The following is a 21,576-nucleotide window of genomic DNA, read 5'->3' on the forward strand; positions in this document are numbered from 1 at the left end:
TGGCATCATACGGTACTCTAGTGTTAGATAAACATATATGTCTAAATATGTATTGTTGATGTCCCAAGCATCTTACAGGCAAAAATGTGATGTCTATCACCTGTAGTAGGATAAGATAGTATATTTTTATTCGCATTTGAATCTGTAAATATAAGCACATTTCTGTGTTGTTTTTTTCTTAAGGACCGAATTGTCGGTCTATATGTACAGAGGGCTGTACTTATTATGCCTTTTGCTTTTTATACACATAAAATACTTTATGTGCGCCTGACCGTGTCCCGATGTCCTTGATGTCCAACAAGGAATCACACATCTGTATGGAAACAGCTCTATAAGACCTGATGAGGCATCACACTGCATGCCTGTACCTGCTGAGTAACAGAAAATACAGAATCTTGTGAAAGCAGCACCGTTAGATCAACAGCAGAACATATTCTTGTCCTGTTTCCTTGTAACCTGATTTCACAACCGATTTAGCACCTGGATTTTTCCTCGAAATGAACCAGACCTCGTTAGACAAAACACTTGAAGCCAGCGCCATTCAGGCTCACCCGGACTTCCAGCGTATACGCAAGGCCGTAGCGAGCAGCGCCAGCTCACGCCTGCGAGAGCGCTATGAGGTAATTCTGAAATTTGCCGAGCTCCAGTCTATATCCAAGGTCAGCAGTGAACTTGGTCTTGATCGCAAGACTGTCAGAAAGTGGCTTAGCCGCTTTCAGGAAAAGGGCATGGAGGGTCTTGCAGACAAGCCCCGCTCCGGCCGCAAGACTGTTCTTAGCGACAGCAAGCAGGACATGATTGATAACGTAGTAGAAAAGAGACTGACCTCAGACAGCCCTGATGAGGCCCGTGACGTCAAGTCTATCGCAAACTACCTGAACCTGCCTTACCACCCTGTTCTTCGCTACCTCAAGAGCAAGGGCATTAACGTTGGCGACCTGCAGAAATCAATGCAGCGCAAGGACGGTGCCGCTGAGCGCAATGCCGACAAGCAGTCAGCTGCCAGAAAAGATACCGACAGCAGCGATAAGAAATAGCCAGGGCTGGCGCGCCCATTCCGCCCACGAACAGCTTCATAAATCTCAATACGGGAGCAGCTGGTTGCGCAGTTTCCGAGCGCCATAACGCTATATCTAAAGGCCAAAATAACGAAGGGGACAGCCTGAAAACTCAGACTGTCCCCTTCAGTTTTTACGCTCTGCAGGGATCCACCATACATATACTAATATCGATTTTAATAGAGCGAGAAAAGGCGGGTATGCCCCGCCTGGAATGATAATAAAAGAATACTGTATTAACGACCTAACAGGCTAAGAGCGATTGTAGGACGCTGGTTGGCCTGAGCAAGCACGGTCTGGGAGGCCTGCTGGATAATGTTGTTCTGGGTCAGAGCTGCGGTCTCAGAGGCGAAGTCTGTGTCTCTTATGCGGCTGCGGGCATCAGACTGGTTCTCAGAGATATTGGCCTGGTTACGAATAGTGCTTTCCATTCTATTTTGTAAAGCACCCAGACCAGCACGCTTGGAATCAACAGCCTGAATAAGAGCATCAATATTCGCCAGAGTATTGGTTGCTACCTGAGCAGTACATACACCAAATCTGATAGTGACATTACCACCAGCTGTCGACTTAACAAGGCCTTTGTCGCCAGTGTCTTTCATATCATTAGCTTGAATGCCGGCTAAAAGACCAATGCCACTTAAAGTGAACTCATTGCCCCAGTCAAGCTGCAGGGTATTACCTGCGTTGGCACCTACCTGGAAAGTAAGCTTGCCGTCTGCTGGAATGAGACTGTTACTATTTTTAGCAGCGTCATATTTTCCGTTAAGCACGAGCTGACCGGCGAAAGTAGTCTGCTTGGCGATACGTGTGATTTCGGCAGACAGCTGGGTAACCTCTTCCTGCAGAGCCTTACGGTCAGCAGCTGAGTTGGTACCGTTGGCAGACTGTACCGCCAGCACACGAATACGCTGCAGCATGTTGGTGGTTTCGTCCAGAGCACCTTCAATGGTCTGGGCCAGAGCGATACCATCATTGGTGTTGCGGTTGCCCTGATTAAGGCCATTGATCTGGGAGGTCAGGCGGTCAGAGATCTGCAGACCGGCTGCGTCGTCCTTGGCTGAGTTGATACGCAGGCCTGAAGAGAGGCGCTGATAGCTGGTATTCAAACTCAGGGTTGCATTACTCAGCTTGCGCTGAGCATTGATCGAACTGACGTTCGTGTTAACGTATAAAGCCATATTCTACTCTCTAAAACCTTTTATACCATACAGGTCACAAGGTATCTTTCTGTATTATTTTCAGTATTGAAGCAGCAGTACGAAACTGGTACTGCCTTCAAAAAAACGTTGTGTGCATACAGCTGAAGCTTCCCTGTTACACAGGGAGCTTAGAAGCACATCAACTTCAGATATAAGAGAGAAATAAGAGAGAAAGTATCGAAAAAATTATGGGGAAACAGAGCGTAGTCTGTTAACCTCCAAGCAGGCTCAGAGCGATAGTTGGACGCTGGTTGGCCTGGGCCAGAACAGACTGAGAAGCCTGCTGGATAATGTTGTTCTGAGTGAGTGCAGCAGTCTCAGAGGCGAAGTCTGTATCTCTTATGCGGCTACGGGCATCAGACTGATTTTCAGAGATATTAGCCTGGTTACGAATGGTACTTTCCATTCTGTTCTGTAAAGCACCAAGACCAGCACGCTTGGAATCAACTGCCTGAATCATCTTGTCGATGTTCTCAAGGGTCTTGGTAGAAGTACTGGCTGAAGATACAGACCAGCGATAGTCAAATTTATTGTTACCAAGTGCGACCTTTGTCAGGCCGTTATTCTTAGCATTAGGCTGATTAATTCCAGCCTGCTTGGCAATGCCTGACATAGTAAAGGCATCTGACCACTCTAAATCTAAGGTATTACCAGCATTGGCACCAACCTGGAAAGTCAGCTTGCCGTTTTGAGGTATAAGACCAGCTTTAGCTCCGTCCAGAATCTGTTGTCCAGCAAATGTTGTCTGCTTGGCAATACGGGTAATTTCAGCAGACAGCTGGGTTACTTCCTCCTGAAGGGCATCGCGGTCCTTCTGGGAGTTAGTACCGTTAGCAGACTGTACAGCCAGCACACGGATACGCTGCAGCATGTTGGTGGTCTCGTCCAGAGCACCTTCGATGGTCTGGGCCAGAGCGATACCGTCATTGGTATTGCGGTTGCCCTGATTAAGGCCATTAATCTGGGAGGTCAGACGATCAGCAATCTGCAGACCGGCAGCGTCGTCCTTTGCGGAATTGATTCTCAGGCCTGAAGAGAGGCGCTGATATGAGGTGTTTAAGCTCAGAGTGGCATTACTGAGCTTGCGTTGCGCATTGATGGAACTGACGTTCGTATTAACGTATAAAGCCATAATCTACTCTCTAAAACCTTTTGAACCTCATCAGCTCACTGGTTGTCTTTATGTAATATTTTTAATGCTGAAAAGCAGTACTTAACAAGTACTGCCTTCCAGGAGTGTTGTGTGCATGCTGGTTACGTACCCTGAATAACGACGGGCTTCACAGCACAGCAACTTGATATGAAAGAGAGAAATAAGAGAGAAAGTTTCGAAAAAGAATTTTCGCTGGACAGAAAACTTTCTGTTAGCCTCCCAGCAGGCTCAGAGCGATAGTAGGACGCTGGTTGGCCTGGGCCAGAACAGACTGAGAAGCCTGCTGGATAATATTATTCTGAGTGAGTGCAGCGGTCTCAGAGGCGAAGTCTGTGTCTCTTATGCGGCTACGGGCATCAGACTGATTTTCAGAGATATTAGCCTGGTTACGAATGGTACTTTCCATTCTGTTCTGTAAAGCACCAAGACCAGCACGCTTGGAATCAACAGCCTGAATCATCTTATCGATGTTCTCAAGGGTCTTGGTAGAGCTACTTGCAGAGGAAACAGACCAGCGGTAGTCGGCCTTGCCTTGACCAAATGCATTATCAATCTTAAACAGACCGTTGTCCTTAGCTGCCGGCGCATTGATGCCTATCTGCTTAATAAGGCCAGACATGGTAAATGCAGCTGACCAGTCAAGAGACAGAGTATTGCCGGCATTAGCACCTACCTGGAATACGATCTTGCCCTTGTTATTACCTGTGCCCGGAATTAAACCTGCACCTGCGCCATCAAGAATCTGGTCGCCGGCAAAGGTGGTCTGCTTGGCAATACGGGTAATCTCAGCAGAAAGCTGGGTTACTTCTTCCTGGAGGGCATCGCGGTCCTTCTGGGAGTTGGTACCGTTGGCGGACTGTACAGCCAGCACACGGATACGCTGCAGCATGTTGGTGGTCTCGTCCAGAGCGCCTTCAATGGTCTGGGCCAGAGCAATACCGTCATTGGTGTTACGATTGCCCTGATTGAGACCATTAATCTGGGAGGTCAGGCGGTCGGAAATCTGCAGACCAGCTGCGTCGTCCTTGGCTGAGTTGATACGCAGGCCTGAAGAGAGGCGCTGATATGAGGTGTTTAAGCTCAGCGTAGCATTGCTCAGCTTGCGCTGGGCATTAATGCTGCTGACATTCGTATTAACGTACAGGGCCATTCTTTATCTCCATGTTCTGGTTCTAATACTGACCCTGACGGGCCTGAAAAACTATGGAAGCCACGCTCATTACTTGTATTTAAGCGATGACACGGTATTCGATCAATCCAGACACTGCAAGACACTTGCCAGACAGAAATTACGTATCTATGTAATCTGACAGCAAATTGCCCTGCATTTGCCTTATTTATCAGTCAGACAGCCATTTCATTATTTCTAAAAATAACTGAAACTATTTTTCCAGCTTTCAATCATCACAGTATCCGAAAGACACATGCAAATCCTTGTGTATAAGCAGTTTCGCAAGTCATGAACTGCTCTGCCTTATGCCACAGGAACTGCGCTATGCTGGGTCCAGAAAATACATGCGTCAAATTAGCTTTACATTTTCAAAATTTTGAAGACCTGCGCTATCTGCGCAAAAAGAAGGGGACAGTCTGATTTGTTCAGACTGTCCCCTTTCTGTTCTGGCATGGCCAATGGACTGCCAGGATAAATGGACTGCCAGGGCCACCGTCCAGCATGGCCGCCGAATCGGTGGATCGTGGATCCGCTGATCGGTGGATCGTGGATCGGATGCTCGGTGGGTCGGCGGATCTTCGGCCGGTTAATAGTTACTTGTGAGGTGGCCACTCGCGGGTGATGCGCTCGAGCTCGCTGTAGATACGCTTGTCCGAGATTGGGCCATTCACACCAAGATGCTGTGCAAAGTAGGATACGCGCAGCTCCTCAATCATCCAGCGTACATCTTTGAGCGGCGGAGGCAGCAGATCTTCGTGATAACTGCGTATAACCTTCTGGTACTCCTCATTGAGGTTATCAAGAGTACGCATATACATCTGGTCACGTACTACATCGCGGTTGAGGCGCTGCAGGCGCTCAAGAGCGGCCTGAAGATAGCGTGGCAGTTCGCTTAAATGTTCAGTGCCACAGTCGCTGATAAAGCCCTTATAAATCAGGCTGTCCAGCTGGGCCTGCATGTCAGCATAAGAGCGGGCCTGATCAAAGGAAATGCTGCGCTTGAGCAGACGACGAAGCTCGTGAGCCTTAATCAGGCTGTCCTCTATGCTGCGGGCAATGCTCAGAGCTTCATCATTGAGCTCACCTCGTACTATCTCCTTGATGCGTACAAAGCTTTCTTCATCCCATGGCACACCGCCATTGCGATCCATGATGTTTCTGATGGCACAGAGCATAAGATCGAAAATCAGCTCTTTGATAGATCCCAGAGGCTGATAGTACATCGACAGCTTGGCCCTGTTAGGCAGATGAGTTTCAAGATAACCAGTTGGGCTCTTGAGACTCAGAGCAATAAGCTTTACTGCGCCCTGCTCCATGGCACGTGCCTGACGCTGCGGATTGTCATAAAGCTCAAGGGTTACACCATCTCCTCTGTCAGTAAGAGCCGGATAGGCAGTAATACGCAATGATCCCTGGCGGGTAACCTGCTCTTTCTTGATAGTGCCATACTCCCACTCCTGAGCCGGAGCACTGACCTTATGAGTACGCACCACCTGATGGAGCACCTCGCGGGCCTTGCCCTGCAGTCGTGATGACAGAGCAGTAAAGTCCTTACCAAAAGCTATTTCCTGACCATTGACATCCTCAATGGAGAAATTGACAAAAAGATAATCAGGAATAAGGCTGCGATCAAAATCATCGGCAGTAACAATCTCACCGCCCATACGGGTAAGCTCGCGTGCTACGGCAGTAAAGAGATTGTCAGAGCCACGGGCAGACTTTGCAGCCATGGCAGCAAGACCGCCTCCCCTTGCAGGATTGCCCGAACTGCCTGCGCCCGCACCTGCGCCTTGTGCAGAGCCTGCGGCACCGGCTGCAGTTGCTGCAGAATCAGGGTTATTGATACCGGATGTGTATATGGACAGGCTTTCCTCGAGGGCCTTGGCATACTCAGGTGCCGGAATCAGATTGCGGCGCAGACGCTTTGGCAGTGAGCGGATTAAGGTAGCAAACAGCTCGTTTCGCATACCTGGAATCTGCCACAGGAAAGCCTCAACCTTGACCTGATTGAGCACAGTAATAGGAATATGTACTGTGACACCGTCTCTGTCAGAGCCTATATCAAAGACATAGCTGAGCTTGAAGCGCATGGAGCCCTGATGCCAGAACTCAGGATAAGAGCGCTCCTCAATGCCCATAATGTCTGTGCGAGCAATAAGCTCATAGCTGAAGTCGAGAAAATGCGGATCTTCCTTGCTCTTTGTCTTCCACCACTTGTCAAAATCGCGGATGTTGCAGATATGCTCAGGAATGCGTTCGGCATAGAACTGCTCAAGAGTGCTGGCATCTACCAGCAGATCACGGCGACGCACCTTGTCTTCAAGATACTCTACATCATCGATAAGAGAGATATTGTGCTTGAAGAAGCGATGGTTGCACTCAAGGTTGCCCCCAACAAAGCCATCTGAAATCATCAGCTCATGACACAGACGAGGATCAATATCCTGATACTGAACCATGCGCTTTTGCACAATAGGCAGACCGTAGATGCTGCGGGTCAGAGAGGCCATAACAGCACCGTTCTTCTTGGACCAGTGCGGCTCGTTATAGCTGTTCTTAATCAGATGACCGGCACAGGCCTCAGCATAGACAGGGTCAATGGAAGCTACAGTACGGGCAAAAAGACGGCTGGTCTCTGAGAGCTCAGCTGCACAGATCCACTTAGGAGGCTTTTTGGCCAGAGCCGAAGCCGGGAAGATGACAAAACGTGAGCCACGGGCACCGATATAGTTGGCGCCATTTGGCTCAAGCATACCCAGATGACTTAGAAGGCCTGATATAAGAGAACGGTGAATGGACTCGTAATCAGCCTTTTCCTCATTGAAGTTAAGCCCCATGAGCTGAGCACTGGCACGCAGCTGACGCAGCACATCAAGCCACTCACGCACTCTCAGGAATGAAATAAACTCCTGCTTGAGCTGACGGCGCAGCGCAGAACCGGACAGTGAGCTCTGCAGCTCTCTGATGTAGTCATAGAGCTTGAGGATGGAAAGGAAGTCAGACTTCTCATCGTTAAAGCGACGATGGTACTGAGCTGCGGCTTCTTTCTTATCAAGCGGGTACTCACGAGGGTCCATGACTGCCAGAGCTGACACAATGACCAGTACCTCGGTGAGAGCACGGTACTTTGATGCCTCAACAATCATACGACCAAGACGAGGATCGCAAGGCAGACGGGAGATCATGCGGCCAACCTGAGTAAGATGCAGCTGATCACCATCACCATTGCGGACACGGCCACTGTGGCCTGAGTTACGCCTACGTACCTCACCTGTATCGCCATCAGCATTGCTGTCACTGCCGCTGCCTGCAACATTTACGTTACCGGAGTCATTGCCACTGCCGCTCCATGGGCGCTCGCTTACAGCGCCAAGCTCATCGAGCAGACGAAGACCATCACTTACCTGACGTGGGGCCGGAGCGTCAATGAAAGGGAAGTTCTCAATTCTGCCAAGACGCAGTGAAGCCATCTGCAGCAGAACCGAGGCCAGATTGGTTCGCAGGATTTCCGGATCAGTAAACTGTGGACGGTTGTCAAAATCCTCTTTGGAGTACAGGCGCACGCAAATACCGTCACTGACACGACCACAACGGCCTTTACGCTGATTGGCACTGGCCTGGGAAATTGGCTCAATTGGCAGACGCTGCACCTTGGTACGTGATGAGTAACGTGAAATACGGGCAAGACCAGGATCAATAACATAACGTATGCCCGGTACGGTCAGCGAGGTTTCAGCAACATTGGTGGCCAGCACAATACGTACACCGCTGTGCTCGGTGAAGATTTTGTTCTGCTCTGCAGTAGCAAGACGTGCATACAGTGGAACAATCTCGGTGTCACGCAGACCGGCCTTGCGCAGGAACTGGGAAATTTCCAGAATATCGCGCTCGCCAGGCAGGAATACCAGGGTATCGCCACGACCACGCTTTTGCAGATAGTGAATGGCCTGCAAAATACCCTGACGCAGATCCATGGTGTCAGCCAGATCACGATCATCATCAGCTGCATTGTTGCGGGCAGCTGCGGCACGGGCAGCAGCAGAACCGGCACCTGCAGAAGATGCAGATGAGGCTGCAGATGCGGCTGCGGCGGCACGTAAAGCCGCCATGGAGCCACCACCTGCGCCAGGACCTGAAGTCTGATAATCACGCCATGCGCCCGGGCCTGAATCGCTCAGAGCTGCATCAATCAGGTCATTACGGTTGCTAAGAATATGGTTGGCACTGCCATGATCATTTTCATAGCGGCCCTTACCATCATGTCCCTCAATGTACAGACCACGGTTGTCATCCATAAGCGGCATATAAACCACTTCCACTGGATAGGTGCGACCGGACACCTCAATAATTGGAGCATTATCGAAGTGGGCAGAAAAACGCTCCACATCAATGGTAGCGGAGGTAATGATGAGTTTGAGATCAGGACGGCTGTGCAGAAGATTCTTCAGATATCCCAGCAGGAAATCGATATTAAGAGAGCGCTCATGAGCTTCGTCGATAATGATGACGTCATAGCCCAGTAACAGACGGTCAGATGCCAGCTCAGAAAGCAGAATACCGTCAGTCATCAGCTTGATGTAAGACTCAGGTGAGCTTATATCAGTAAAACGTACCTTGTAAGAGACACTCTTACCCAGCTGCTCATGCATTTCTTCAGCAATACGGGCAGCGACAGCACGTGCGGCCAGACGACGTGGCTGAGTATGACCGATAAGACCGCGACGTCCATAGCCGGCCTCAAGGCACATCTTAGGAATCTGAGTGGTCTTACCAGAGCCGGTTTCACCGGCAATAATAACCACCTGATTTTCAGCAATGGCTTTGACAATTTCCTCACGGCGCTGACTTACAGGCAAAGACTCAGGGTACTCAAGTGGCGGCACATTGTTATTGCGGCGCTCAATATCAGCCTTCTGCTCTTCAAGCCACAGCAGCAGCTGTTCACGCTTTGCGCTTACAGCAGCACTGCCCAGTGCCAGCTCCTTGAGTTCATCACGACTAAGCTCCCTACCCTGAGCAGCCGCAGCACCAGCAACAGGAGCTGTAACTTCAGCAACTGAAGCTGCAGCCCCTGCAGCCACCTTACCTGGCTGCTCCATGGCTGACTCAGCAGCTGGCGATACAGCGTCCAATGCTGCTGCGTCAGCAGGCTGCTCCATGGCTGACTCAGCAGCTGCCGATACAGCATCCGATGCTGCTGCGTCAACAGGATGCTCCATACCCTCAGCTGGCTTGTCCTGAGAGGCAGATGACTGGTCTTTTACTGGCTGAACATCGGCTAAAGGAACTGATGCATCTGATGGTGCAGCAGCTGCAGATGCAGCCGATTCTGCCTTTCTGGCATCGGCTGCCTGCTCATCCATGAGATCCTGCATGGTTTTGAGGATCAGACTGTCAATATCGTTCAGGCGGCGATAAGCCTGACGACGGGCCTGCCAGGAAATAACATCATCAAGAGCACGTACAGCCTTGAGAGCCTCCAGATCAAAATAGCGTCCCTGCAGGAGCGGAGCACGGTTTTTACGTGCAGCCCTGTCTGAGCGATCCTTGCGGTCGCGCCCCTTTTCTTTTCTGTTCTGTGAAGCATTATGACGCTCTGCAATATATTCTGCAGAGTGTTCTGAAGAGCCGCCAGATCGGCCCCTGTTACGACTTGTGTTGTCCCTGCCGCCCTTGCCAGATGCGCTCTGTGAGCCGTTGCCATTCCTGTTGCGGCCATTATGCTCATTGTGGTCACTGCGGTCGTTGCGCGCATTACTGTCATTGCGCTCGCTGTCTGCATTGCGCTCATTATTTTTAGCGGCGGCGGCAGCTCTTTGCTGATCTTTTTGATGGTGACGGTTAAGAGAGTCAGCCTTGTTCTGCAGACGGTTTAAGGCCTGCTCAAGGCGCTCTTCGGGAGTAGCCTCGTTCTTACGACTATTGCGACGATCACTGTTTCTGCCATGATTGCCATGGGCATCATTGCTGCTCTGGCTGTTACGGCCATGTCCACCATTACCGCCCCTGCTGCCCTGACCATGGTCACTGGCAGCACGACCGGAGCGATCTTTGCGCTCACTGCGGCTGCTGTCATTGGCATGCTCACCACGACCATGGCGCGGCCTGTCGTCCCTGCTGCCTGAATGACTACGGCTGTTACCCAGCCCCTGATCACTGTCTGTATGCGAAGCATTGCCTGTATGCGAAGCACTGCCTTTCTGCTGGATACTGTCTTTCTTCTGAGCACTGTCTTTACGCTCAGCATCACGGTTCATGGCTGCAGTAGTGTACTTCTCAAGACGGGCAGCTTTCTGCTTGAGTGGATTGGTATGTTCAGCGCCCTCCTTTACAACGATGGCATCTGCCTTTGCCTGGGCCTGATCGGCCTCCTGGCGGCGCAGACGTGCCTGCAGATCCTTAAGATCGGCAAAAGAGCTGAAAGAAGTGGAGGATTTATCACTCATCGCAAAAGCTTCCCAAAAGGTAAAAGCCCGCCCCGTCTTACACGAGGTTACAGGCTGAAATAACCATGTCTGCATCAGATTCCCACTGCCAGAGCCCAATATCGGTGCCACTGATGGAAGCCGTTTTCAGCCCCCAGGGCTGTTGCAGCCGCAATATTATACGATAAGCATGGGAATCATGGTATGTACGCCCGCCGCCCACCCTGAACAGCCAGGCCATGAGCACTTCAGCCGCCTGTACAGGTCAAAGCAAAGTCTGGCAGCATGCCGCTCCGGCCAGACCACAGACCAGCTGCCGACTTGCTGGACCAGCCCCAATCCAACAGCCTGCCCTTCAGGCACGATCACATTCCGACAGCCAGACGTGCAGGCCCGGATATAGTCCGCCCCCACTGCCTGGGCTGAGGTTCCATATACGCATGGCTGAGCTGCTACTCGATGACCAGGATTACGCTCTCGCCCCTGCTCTGGTTATAGACATGGCGCCCTGCTATGGTCAGCAACTGCCTGATGTCCTGCACGTCCTCTCCCTGAAACTCCAGGTAGCATACATCCTGGCTGGCCGAGTTTTTGGCTTCATAAAAATCACTGACAGCCACCATGAACCTGTCCAGAATGTCCTCAAGTGGATATTCGGAAATGTCTGACGGTCCACTGCCCTCTCCAAGATCACTTTCCTGCTCGAAACTCAGCGAGGTGACATAGCATGGCTCACCGCTGAGCCTGTCAATGGTGCGGTAGATGTGCTCATCCACCTTTTCATAGCGCGAGCTGTCGCTGTAGCGCTTATCCTCGTAAACACATATGTTTTTCATAACAGTCCCTGCTTTCAACAGTTTCCACGTTCAGCGGCTACAGTCCCTGATCAGCCGGTGCTCAAGCCCGTGCTGCAGACGATGCTGATGCCCTTGATGCCGCCTGTGCTGAAGTCCGTACTGCTGCTCTTGATGCCGCCGGTGCTGCAGACGGTGCTGATACCGATGATGCTGTATGCCTGGCTTCAATTAACACACCATGTTTTCACCTTGCCACCAGGACAGGCTCAGCTCAGGCTGACCTGACCGGAGTAATGATATGGCGGTTTTGCTGCAGTAGCTGGACAACTGGTATCTACATGATGCCGGCCTGCTGGCTGGCCGGCCGGTAGCGCATTGAGCACCAGCGGGCCGGGTATGGCAGACATGGCGGGCTTATGTATGGCGGTTCTTTAAATGAAAAAAGCAGCCACAGGGGCTGCCTTGATGTCTGGTAAGGCCGGGCTGCTGCGAGCTGCCCGGCTGGTGCCGCCGGGGCGGCACCTGAGCATATCCGGGCTGCGCGGCAGACCGGATACGGGCGTTTGCTTTTAGTACTGGAACTTGGTGTTGCCAGGAGCATAACGCGACAGAATGTGAGAGGAAATAAGCTCGTCCATGCTCTCATCGGATACAAGAGAGGAGCTCTCGACCACATCCATGCGCAGTACCTTGACGCTGTGTGCGGCGCACATGCTCTCAAGACCAGACTCGTTGGAATAGCGTCTTGGGACGCCGTCCTCCTCTGAGGAGTCAATCAGGGCATGCCAGTAGCGATCGTGAAGAATGCTTGGCATACGGAACATGAGATCCCTGTCCTCATTGTTGAACATAATGCACCAGCGCTCACCTCTGTAGTTGCGATCACCCACATAGAGCATCAGGTGGTTAATCTCATGGGAGTGCCAGTCTTCATCGCGCAGCAGGCGGCCGTCAGAGCGACGCCACTTGGCAATGTAGTCGTTTTCGTACTTGTAGAAATCATCATCAAAGAGATTGATTTCATTGAGCACACGGCTGGTCTTGAGGGCACCGATAAGCTTGGCAATGAAGTCCTGGAAGTAGCGCTGCTCCTGGGAGATATTCCAGTGCAGATAGTTGAGATCATTGTCCTGACAGTAGGTATTGTTATTACCCAGCTGAGTACGGCTTAACTCATCACCGCCCAGGATATGAGGAATACCCTGTGACAGAATCAGAGTGGCCATGAGATTGCGCTTCATCTGCCAGCGGCGCTTGAGAACCTCAGGATCCTTGGTATGACCCTCTACACCGCAGTTGGTGGAGAAGTTCTCACTGGTACCGTCGGTGTTGTTATCAAGGTTAAGCTCATTGTGCTTGTAGTTGTACGATACCAGGTCCTCAAGAGTGAAACCGTCATGATAGGTAACGTAGTTGACCGAGGCATTAATGGAGCGCTTGCCCTTGTGGAAGACATCACGTGAGCCCAGCAGACGGGTAGCAAGTTCACCAAGCAGACCACGGTCACCACGCCAGAAGCGGCGTACGCAGTCACGGTACTTGTCATTTTGCTCAGACCAGCCACGAGGGAAGTTGCCCAGCTGATAGCCGCCAAGGCCCGGATCCCACGGCTCGGCCACCATGAGGGCCTGATTAGTGTCCTGATTGGCAAAGCATGCCTTGAAGAAACCGCAGTTGGAGTCAAAGGCATAGTAGGTATTGGTATGACTCTCACGACAGATAGTCACAGCAAGGTCAAAGCGGAAACCGTCAACCTGCATCTCATTGAGCCAGTACTTGAGGGTATCCATAATCAGACGGGTAGAGATAATGCTGTCGGCATTAAAGGAGTTACCGCATCCGGTGGCATTGATGAACTGTCCGTAATTTAACGAAGAGTCCTGATTACGCTCATAGGCGTAGTAGTTACGGGCATCAAGGCCCTTGTAGCTCAACACTGGACCATCAATACCGGCTTCGGCAGTATGATTGAAGACCACATCAAGAATTACGGCCAGACCGTTCTGATGGAAGGTCTTGACCATGGTCTTAAACTCATTGACCGCATCATCAGGATTGACGGCATAGGCAGGATTTGGAGCCATGAAGCATACAGGGTTGTATCCCCAGTAATTGCACAGCTTGCGCTTGATAAGGAAAGGCTCTGACATGGAGGCAGCTACTGGCATCAGCTGCACGGTAGTAATGCCAAGATGCTTGAGGTGGGCTATCACGCTTGGATGGCACATGCCAAGATAGGTGCCACGATGCTCAGGTGGTACATCCTCCTTGAGTTTGGTCATACCGCGTACATGAGCTTCATAAAGGATTACGTCAGCACGGTCACGGAAGACCTTGGGAACATTTTCCCAGTTAAAATCTGATTCGCCCTGAATAACAGCCTTTGGAATCCACTTCTCATTGTCGTTGAGATATCTGTCTTCATCATAGACAAAGGCCTTGTTAAGCTGCCTGGCATAAGGATCCACCAGGAAACGTCCTTCCCTGAAATAAAAGCCTCTGGAAGGATCTTCAGTGCCTTTGGCCTCAATGGCGTAGCAGTCGCCTGCTTTGGCGCCCTTTATAAGGCCGTACCACACACCACCTTTTTTCTTCTGCAGAGCAAATTCGCCCAGCTTTTCGTCCTTTTTGGTGTAGAGATGAATAACAATCTCCTGGGCATCAGGCGCCCAGACGGAAAAGTAGCAACCATCAGGACAGAGTGTTGCGCCAAGTCCAACCTGACGCTGTCTGTCCTCAGTAATAAGCTCGAGCATAATGGGTCCTTACCGCACTCACGTCCTGCATGCTGCGCCATGGCGCATCTGCAGGTTCTCTGTGCGGAGCGGTGCCTGCTTTAACAGATCTTAAGCCTGCACAAAAACTGAATAAAAAAACAGCTCTGCTTTCCTTCATCCCCTGACATACCGGTACAGACCGGGCACAGCCAGGCCATGTGACTTGCTGACTGCAAAGGCCGCCATGTCATAAGTCATGAGCCCTCAGGGGCTGTCATGACATCCGACCTGACATGCCAGACTGGCAGTCTCATCACAGTGCTCAGGTATGCGTCCAGTACTTCCATAAGACCACTGTATATCCCACTGACCATAAGTACTGGCTGCCTGATTTACAGCAACTGCCTGCAGCTGCCAGCAGCTTGCAGCGGCTGGCGCCTGCCGCGTCTGATGCCGTATCAGTGCGGATCAGACAGTTGCAGCACTGCAGAAAATGCAGCAATGCTGGAAAGAGCAGCACTGCAGTTCAGGACTGTGGGGTATGTCAATGGCCCTGTCAGCTCATTTAAGAGCCTCAGGCTCTTAAATACCAGCAGTCAGGCCCTCTCCACCTCGGGGAAATGACCTGATGGTGCTGCAGGCGGTACCTGTACTGTCAGCCTGCAGCTGCCGGTGCGGCCTGATCTGCTGGCCGGAAAATGTGCCAGAGTCAGGACACAGGAGCTTTGCAGGGTGATACAGGTGCCGTCCCGTGTAACAAGGATCAAAGGAAAACAGAGCTGTTGTCTTAACGATCAGCTAAAACGGAAAAGACTGATCGCTTAATTAAGCCTGTAAAAAGGGCCGTCGTCTGTACCAGGGGCAGCAGACAGACGGCCCCGGAAAATCAGGCAGCCTTCATAAGATTTAACTGAGGCTGCCATTTATCCGTATCAGTCACCAACTCTCTTGATGAAGATGGTGGCCAGTGGAGGGAGATCCAGCACGAGGCTGTGATACTGACCCTGCCAGGAAATGTTGGAAGCCTCAAGGTTCTCAGGGCCGGTTGAATAACCTGAACCCCAGTACTTCTTGTCATCGGTGTTAAATACCACCTTGTAGGTACCAGGACGTGGCACACCCAGACGGTAGGCCACATAAGGCACAGGAGTGAAGTTGGAGACCATGATGATCTCGTCCTTGTTCTGACCTGATCCTTGAGCATTGTCTCTGTCAGGCAGAGTACGCAGCATGGCAAATACGGAGTGCTCAGCGTCAGATACGTCCAGCCAGCGGAAAGCATCAGGATCGTAATCGTTAGCCCAGAGCACGGCATTTTGCCTGTAGAAGTGGTTGAGGTCCTTGACCAGAGCCTGAACACCCTTGTGCTTGTCGTACTGCAGAAGCCACCAGTCAAGGCTGGCGTCGTGATTCCACTCATTGCCCTGACCAATTTCAGTACCCATGAAGTTGAGTATCTTGCCTGGGTGACCGTACTGGTAGGCAAGGAAAGAACGCAGATTGGCGCACTGCTGCCACTCGTCACCAGGCATCTTGTAGAGCATGGAGTGCTTGCCATGAGTTACTTCATCATGGGAAATGGAGAGGATGAAGTTCTCGTTGTAGGCATAGATCATGGAGAAAGACATTTCGCCATGGTGATACTTACGGAAGTAAGGATCCTGTGACATGTACTCAAGGGAGTCATGCATCCAGCCCATGTTCCACTTGAAGCCGAAGCCCAGACCACCGGTATAGGTTGGACGGGATACGCCGGTGAAGGCTGTGGACTCTTCGGCAATGGTCATGGCGCCAGGGAACTTGCGGTAGACAATCTCATTGAACCACTTGAGGAAGGAGACAGCCTCATAGTTGATGTTGCCGCCGTTTACGTTAGGAATCCACTCACCATCCTTACGTGAGTAATCCCAGTACAGCATGGAAGCTACGGCATCAACACGCAGACCGTCGATGTGGTAGTAATCAAGCCAGATTAAGGCAGAGGCTACCAGGAAGTTACGAACGGTATCACGGCCAAAGTCGTAAATCAGGGAGTTCCAGTCAGGGTGCCAGCCACGGCGTGGATCTTCGTACTCATATACTGGAGTACCGTCAAAGCGGGCCAGACCATGGGCATCGGTTGGGAAGTGGGCTGGTACCCAGTCCAGAATCACACCGATATTGTTCTGGTGACAGGTATCAACGAAGAACTTGAAGTCGTCAATACCGCCAAAGCGGGAGGTAGGTGCAAACAGACCTGTTGGCTGATAACCCCATGAGCCTGAGAATGGATATTCCATTACCGGAAGCAGCTCAATGTGGGTGTAGCCCATTTCCTTACAGTAGTCGACCAGCTCACGGGCCAGTTCACGGTAATTAAGGCTGCCACCGTCCTGACGGCGCTTCCATGAGGCAAGATGCACCTCATAAATGGACATAGGCTGGGTAAGCTTGTCATTGAGCTGAGCTTTGCGCCACTCGTCATCGTTCCACTTGTAGGTGGTCTGATCGGAAATGATGGAGGCAAAGGAAGGATACTGCTCGTGGAAGAAGCCTACAGGGTCGGCCTTGTGAGGCAGACGGTTGCCATTGTTGTCCTTGATTTCAAACTTGTAACGCTGGCCGGCCTCAAGACCTGGGACAAAGAGTACCCAGTGACCAAGGAGGGAACGGGCCATTGGGTGACGACGGCCATCCCAGAAGTTGAAGTCACCGATTACGGCTACGCTGGTAGCTGAAGGAGCATATACGGCAAACTTGGTACCACGTACCTTGACACCGTCAAGCTCGATCTCAACGAGCTGAGCACCCAGAGTCTTGTAGATATTCTCAGGGGTCTCATACATGGTGTTCAGACCGTAGAAAGCCTCCTCACGGAACTGGTAAGGATCAATAACCTCTACAGTGGCATCGTTGTACTGAACTTCAAAGTAGTAATGGAACGGGCCGGTGGCATCCTCAAAGACCTTCTCAAAAAGGCCGTCAGGATTGACCACGTTGAGCTGTCCGAGTTCTTTTCTTCCTTTCAGAGCAAACACACGGCAGGCAGTGGCACCCGGAAGCCAGGCACGCATGATATAACCCTTGCCGTTAGGATCAGGCTGCAGGCCCAGAACCTCAAAAGGTTTGGTCAGACGTGCACTGTTAAGTTCATCAATAAGCATTTGTAGCTCCTTTGTGTTTGGCATTCTCAGGCTGGCCAGCCCTTAGGGCCGCCATGAGCCGCGAGCGCTCAAATCAGGCTGATTGGAGTATATCCTGACAGATTAAGGCGCCCTGAGACGCACAATCCTTTTCCTGCCGGCATAACAGAGCATATGCAGGACGTAGCTTCAGAAAGGACAGCTCCTATGTTATTTCCACACGGATAAAGCACCTGCACGGCAGGGCCTGTGGCTTTCGGGCAAAGATGCCCTGGCTTTCAGCCGCTCTCCTGAAAAACAGCTCTGTATGTCCGTACATGGCATGTCCCCAATGATACTGGCCGCCATATCAGGTGCATCATGTGCACTCAGGGACAGGCGCCAGCAGCTGGGTACAAGGTCCTGCGGTCCATACTCATGAGCCCGGGCTCACTGTGAGCAGGTTTTCAGGAGAACAGCAACAGCTCTGCACAGTTCACACCTGCAGGTTAAACTCAGGGATCAGACTGTTAGCGCAAGGTGCTCAAAACACTACAGAAATCAAAGTACAGAATTAAAGTAAAAATTCAAAGCATGCGTGATTAAGTCTGTTAGGCGCTAGGCGCGCAGCTGTCAGATCTGCCTCCATTAGTTTATATCATGCACTGGCCGTGTGAGTAAGCTAAAAGCCATTATCGTGGCGGGGTTCTCATTATTGATAAATCTAATGCAGCTTTTGCAGCCAAAAGTTTGCGCTGTGATCGAAAAATGGGCGCAACCCCCGCACAGCTTGCCCTGACCACGCAAAAGCCCGAATCAACGGACCATGCACCGGCTCCGGAACAGCCCCGGACATGCCCCTGACAGGCCCCGAACAGGACACACAACTGACTGTACACAAAAATAAACAATGGACATCAGCCATTATAGCCCGCCAGCACGCCCTTGTACTATGACAGCCGTCCTCACCCCGACCAGTTGCAACCCACAGCTGGCCTGTCCTCATTGAGCATGCTTGCAGTGGGCGGCTGGCCGCCATACGTCCATTGGCAGTACGCCCAGACCTCAGGGCCGTGATCGATGACCGGCGTTCGTACTTCCGCCCTGCGAGCCATTGACCGTTCGCCCTGCCTGCGCCCTGGGGCCATTGACCGTGCGGCACGCCTGCGCCCTGCGGGCCATTGACCATGCGCCCGGATCTCGGGGCCATGGTTTCTGGCCGTAAGCCAGACAGTGTCCCCATGGATCCAGGCACAGGCTCCGGCCGCTCCGCATCGTTCAAGACAAAAAGACAGAGGGCCCTGCACTTCATTGCTGAAATGCAGGGCCCTGCAAAGTGGCAGCTGCCCCGGCCGGGGCAGACTGGCGCTTACCGGCTGACCGGTGAGCGCTCTGGCAGCGCCATGGCGCTGCTGATGCAGCGCGGCCATGGCAGTGCGCAGATTTTAGTGGCGTCGATTTGAGGCTTCCTCACGTGCCTGAGTCATGGCACGGGTGAGCTCCTTGACGAAGTTGTCCTTGTCGAGGTCCTCAACATTGACGGTGAGCTTGCGTCTCCAGTTTGGATACTCACGGAAGGTGCCAGGAACGTTCACAGGCTTGAGCACACCGGTCCAGTCCTCAATCTGAGATGAGAACAGAGCACAGGAGCCACGACACATGTGACGCTCAATACCAATGATGAGATCAGGGGTCATTTCAGGAATATCGGCGGCACGACGTGGCACCTCATCACCAATGGAACCAAGGCCATGGAGACTGTCGAGTATGCGCTGCTTGTTCCAGTGACGCTCATCGCCGATCTGCTTTACATTCTCGTCGTTGTAAATGCCCAGCTCCTTGCCCAGCCTGAGATCGTAATCAGACCACCAGCCCATCAGAGTTGGCATGTCGTGAGTGGTTACGGCACTCAGAGCCTGAGGCTCATAGTCCTGAGGCGCGATATAGCCGCCATCGGCAGCCTTTTCACCAAAGAAGAGCTTGTAGGACAGTGCACCTGATTCCTTAAGAGCAATACGCAGCTCCATAGGGATAGTGCCCAGATCCTCAGCAATGATAAGGCACTTGTTGCGCTGTGATTCCAGAGCCAGAATACCCAGCCAGTCGTGGATATTGTTGTAAATATAGGCGCCTTCAGTTGGCTTGTGATCGACAGGTACCCACCAGAAACGGTACAGACCGGCAGCATGGTCGATACGCAGGGCGCCACAGGACTTCATATTGGCACGGAAGAGCTCAATAAGCTGACTGTAGCGGCTGCGGCGCAGGGCATGAGGCTCCATTGGAGCAAGACCCCATGACTGGCCCAGCGGACCTAAAGGATCAGGTGGCGCACCTATCTCGGCAGAACCACGGTAGATATTGTCAGTGTCAGACCAGACATCGCAGCTGCCCTCGCTTACGCCCACAGCCAGATCACGGTAGGTACCAAGCACCATGCCGTCATCCCTGGCAGACTGGTAAGCCTCCTCAAGCTGCTCCTGAGCCAGGAACTGCAGATAGCAGTAGAAGTAGACCTTTTCCTTGTGAGTTTCACGCCATTTTTCAACAAAAGGCCCCTGACAGTCATGGTACTGCTTAGGGAACTTCATCCATCCCCAGGCATTGATACCCTCGTCATAGAACTCACGCTGCATGGCATCGTAGGTGGCCATATTGAGCAGTGACTCACCGCCCTGACGGACGAACTCAAGGAACTTCTTGCCACGGTTGGAGCGACGGTCGGTCATGCGGTTGTAATCGAAGACCATGTCAAGAACCTTGAGCTTGAGATCGAGTACAGCCTTGTAGTCAACATAGTCACGGTCACGCAGCGAACGCAGCTTCTTGGCAAATTCCTGAGTACCGGTAAATTCACGGGCAGCATCACAGCTCATGAACTCAGGGACCTCAGGTACGCTGATGTAAATGATGTTCAGCCAGCGGCGTGAGGAAGGGGAATAAGGGCTGATCATATCAGGGTCAGGATTGGCCGGATAGCCCGCATGCAGCGGATTAAGACCGACAAACTGACCGCCACGGTCATGAACAACCTTGAGCAGCAGGCGCAGATCGTGGAAATCACCTACGCCCCAGTTAACACGGGAACGCAGAGAGTACAGCTGAACGGAAACACCCCACATCTTCTGACCGGCCATCATTGGCTCAGGTACATAACATCTGAGCGGGGTCATGATGAGCAGCTGCTCAATAGACTGAGTGTGCATTACGCCATCTTCAATCACAACCTTAAAGGAGTGATAGCCAAGAGGCAGGCAGCCCAGAGACATTGGCAGCTCATTGGTAAGAATAAAGCGGCGGGTATCGTAGACCCGGCCCTGAACTTCCTCGTAATCGGCAATTTCGATTTCATCAAGCGGGGTGACGCCCTCATGCACATCACCGTTTTCAAGAGTAAGGGTCCAGCGCAGTACTGCAGCCTCGCTTACCTTCTCAGGGGTGCGCACCATGATAAAAGGATGCTCACCCATGCGGATTACGCATACAGGATCAAGAATTTCCTGATAAGGAGTGATTTCCTCCTTAAGCATGCGCTCCTGAATAGCCTGTTCATTGCTAAGGTCATAGCCCATGGCTCCGAGCGTGGCCAGACGGGCTTCTCTGGTGATCCGGGTGTACTGGCCATTGCAGTCTAAATAGTCGCGTGCAATGCCTACCCGATCGGCAAAATTCTCTAAATCAATCATCTGTTATAAACCTCACAGCCAGGCCTCTGCCGCCTGAGCTTCAAAAGGCACAGGCATGGCTGGCGGCAGCCTTATATTTACCTTGTCGCAGCATGGCTGCATCCCGGCCGCATCCCGGCCGCAGTGCGGCCACAGCATGGCGCAGCCGCGTGGTCTCACCAGGTCCTGGTCAGGGCTGTTACTCCCTGATGCATGTGACCACACAGCAAAAGACAATGCCCGCAACGCCACTTTTGAACACGACACATCCCTGCTGACGACATACA

The 21,576-nt window shown here is 52.0% G+C and carries 10 protein-coding genes; 2 read left to right on the top strand and 8 right to left on the bottom strand.

Translation table 11 applies throughout. The features are described from left to right. Positions 1 to 497 precede the first annotated feature (497 nt). Positions 498 to 1,037, top strand: coding sequence for a helix-turn-helix domain-containing protein (locus tag MXE39_RS08860; RefSeq protein WP_246978303.1), 540 nt, complete (start codon positions 498 to 500; stop codon positions 1,035 to 1,037). Positions 1,038 to 1,294: 257 nt separating this feature from the next. Here MXE39_RS08860 and MXE39_RS08865 read toward each other — a convergent pair whose 3' ends face one another. The 5 genes from MXE39_RS08865 to MXE39_RS08885 all read right to left on the bottom strand — a co-directional run bounded on the left by MXE39_RS08865 (position 1,295) and on the right by MXE39_RS08885 (position 11,845). Next, positions 1,295 to 2,239 (bottom strand): flagellin, encoded by a 945-nt coding sequence (locus MXE39_RS08865; protein ID WP_246978304.1) that lies wholly within the window; start codon positions 2,237 to 2,239, stop codon positions 1,295 to 1,297. Positions 2,240 to 2,471: 232 nt separating this feature from the next. Next, positions 2,472 to 3,392, bottom strand: a complete 921-nt coding sequence (locus MXE39_RS08870; RefSeq protein WP_246978305.1) for a flagellin — start codon at positions 3,390 to 3,392, stop codon at positions 2,472 to 2,474. Between the two features lie 232 nt (positions 3,393 to 3,624). Then, positions 3,625 to 4,563, bottom strand: coding sequence for a flagellin (locus tag MXE39_RS08875; protein WP_246978306.1), 939 nt, complete (start codon positions 4,561 to 4,563; stop codon positions 3,625 to 3,627). 614 nt (positions 4,564 to 5,177) lie between these two features. Further along, positions 5,178 to 11,030 (bottom strand): DUF3418 domain-containing protein, encoded by a 5,853-nt coding sequence (locus MXE39_RS08880; RefSeq protein WP_246978307.1) that lies wholly within the window; start codon positions 11,028 to 11,030, stop codon positions 5,178 to 5,180. 431 nt (positions 11,031 to 11,461) lie between these two features. Continuing rightward, positions 11,462 to 11,845, bottom strand: a complete 384-nt coding sequence (locus MXE39_RS08885) for a hypothetical protein (RefSeq protein WP_246978308.1) — start codon at positions 11,843 to 11,845, stop codon at positions 11,462 to 11,464. Positions 11,846 to 11,902: 57 nt separating this feature from the next. Here MXE39_RS08885 and MXE39_RS08890 point away from each other — a divergent pair, with 57 nt between their 5' ends. Continuing rightward, positions 11,903 to 12,091 (top strand): hypothetical protein, encoded by a 189-nt coding sequence (locus MXE39_RS08890; protein ID WP_247073999.1) that lies wholly within the window; start codon positions 11,903 to 11,905, stop codon positions 12,089 to 12,091. Positions 12,092 to 12,375: 284 nt separating this feature from the next. Here the strand turns inward: MXE39_RS08890 and glgX are convergent, their stop codons facing one another. From glgX to malQ, 3 genes are all read right to left on the bottom strand, one after another. Beyond that, positions 12,376 to 14,562 (bottom strand): glycogen debranching protein GlgX, encoded by a 2,187-nt coding sequence (gene glgX, locus MXE39_RS08895; RefSeq protein ID WP_246978309.1) that lies wholly within the window; start codon positions 14,560 to 14,562, stop codon positions 12,376 to 12,378. 893 nt (positions 14,563 to 15,455) lie between these two features. Continuing rightward, entirely contained in the window at positions 15,456 to 17,666 is a 2,211-nt protein-coding gene (gene glgB / locus MXE39_RS08900; RefSeq protein ID WP_246978310.1) for a 1,4-alpha-glucan branching protein GlgB, read from the bottom strand. A gap of 1,403 nt (positions 17,667 to 19,069) precedes the next feature. Next, entirely contained in the window at positions 19,070 to 21,310 is a 2,241-nt protein-coding gene (gene malQ, locus MXE39_RS08905) for a 4-alpha-glucanotransferase (RefSeq protein WP_246978311.1), read from the bottom strand. Positions 21,311 to 21,576 lie beyond the last annotated feature (266 nt).

The organism is Anaerobiospirillum sp. NML120511 (assembly GCF_023050955.1).
GTDB lineage: Bacteria > Pseudomonadota > Gammaproteobacteria > Enterobacterales > Succinivibrionaceae > Anaerobiospirillum.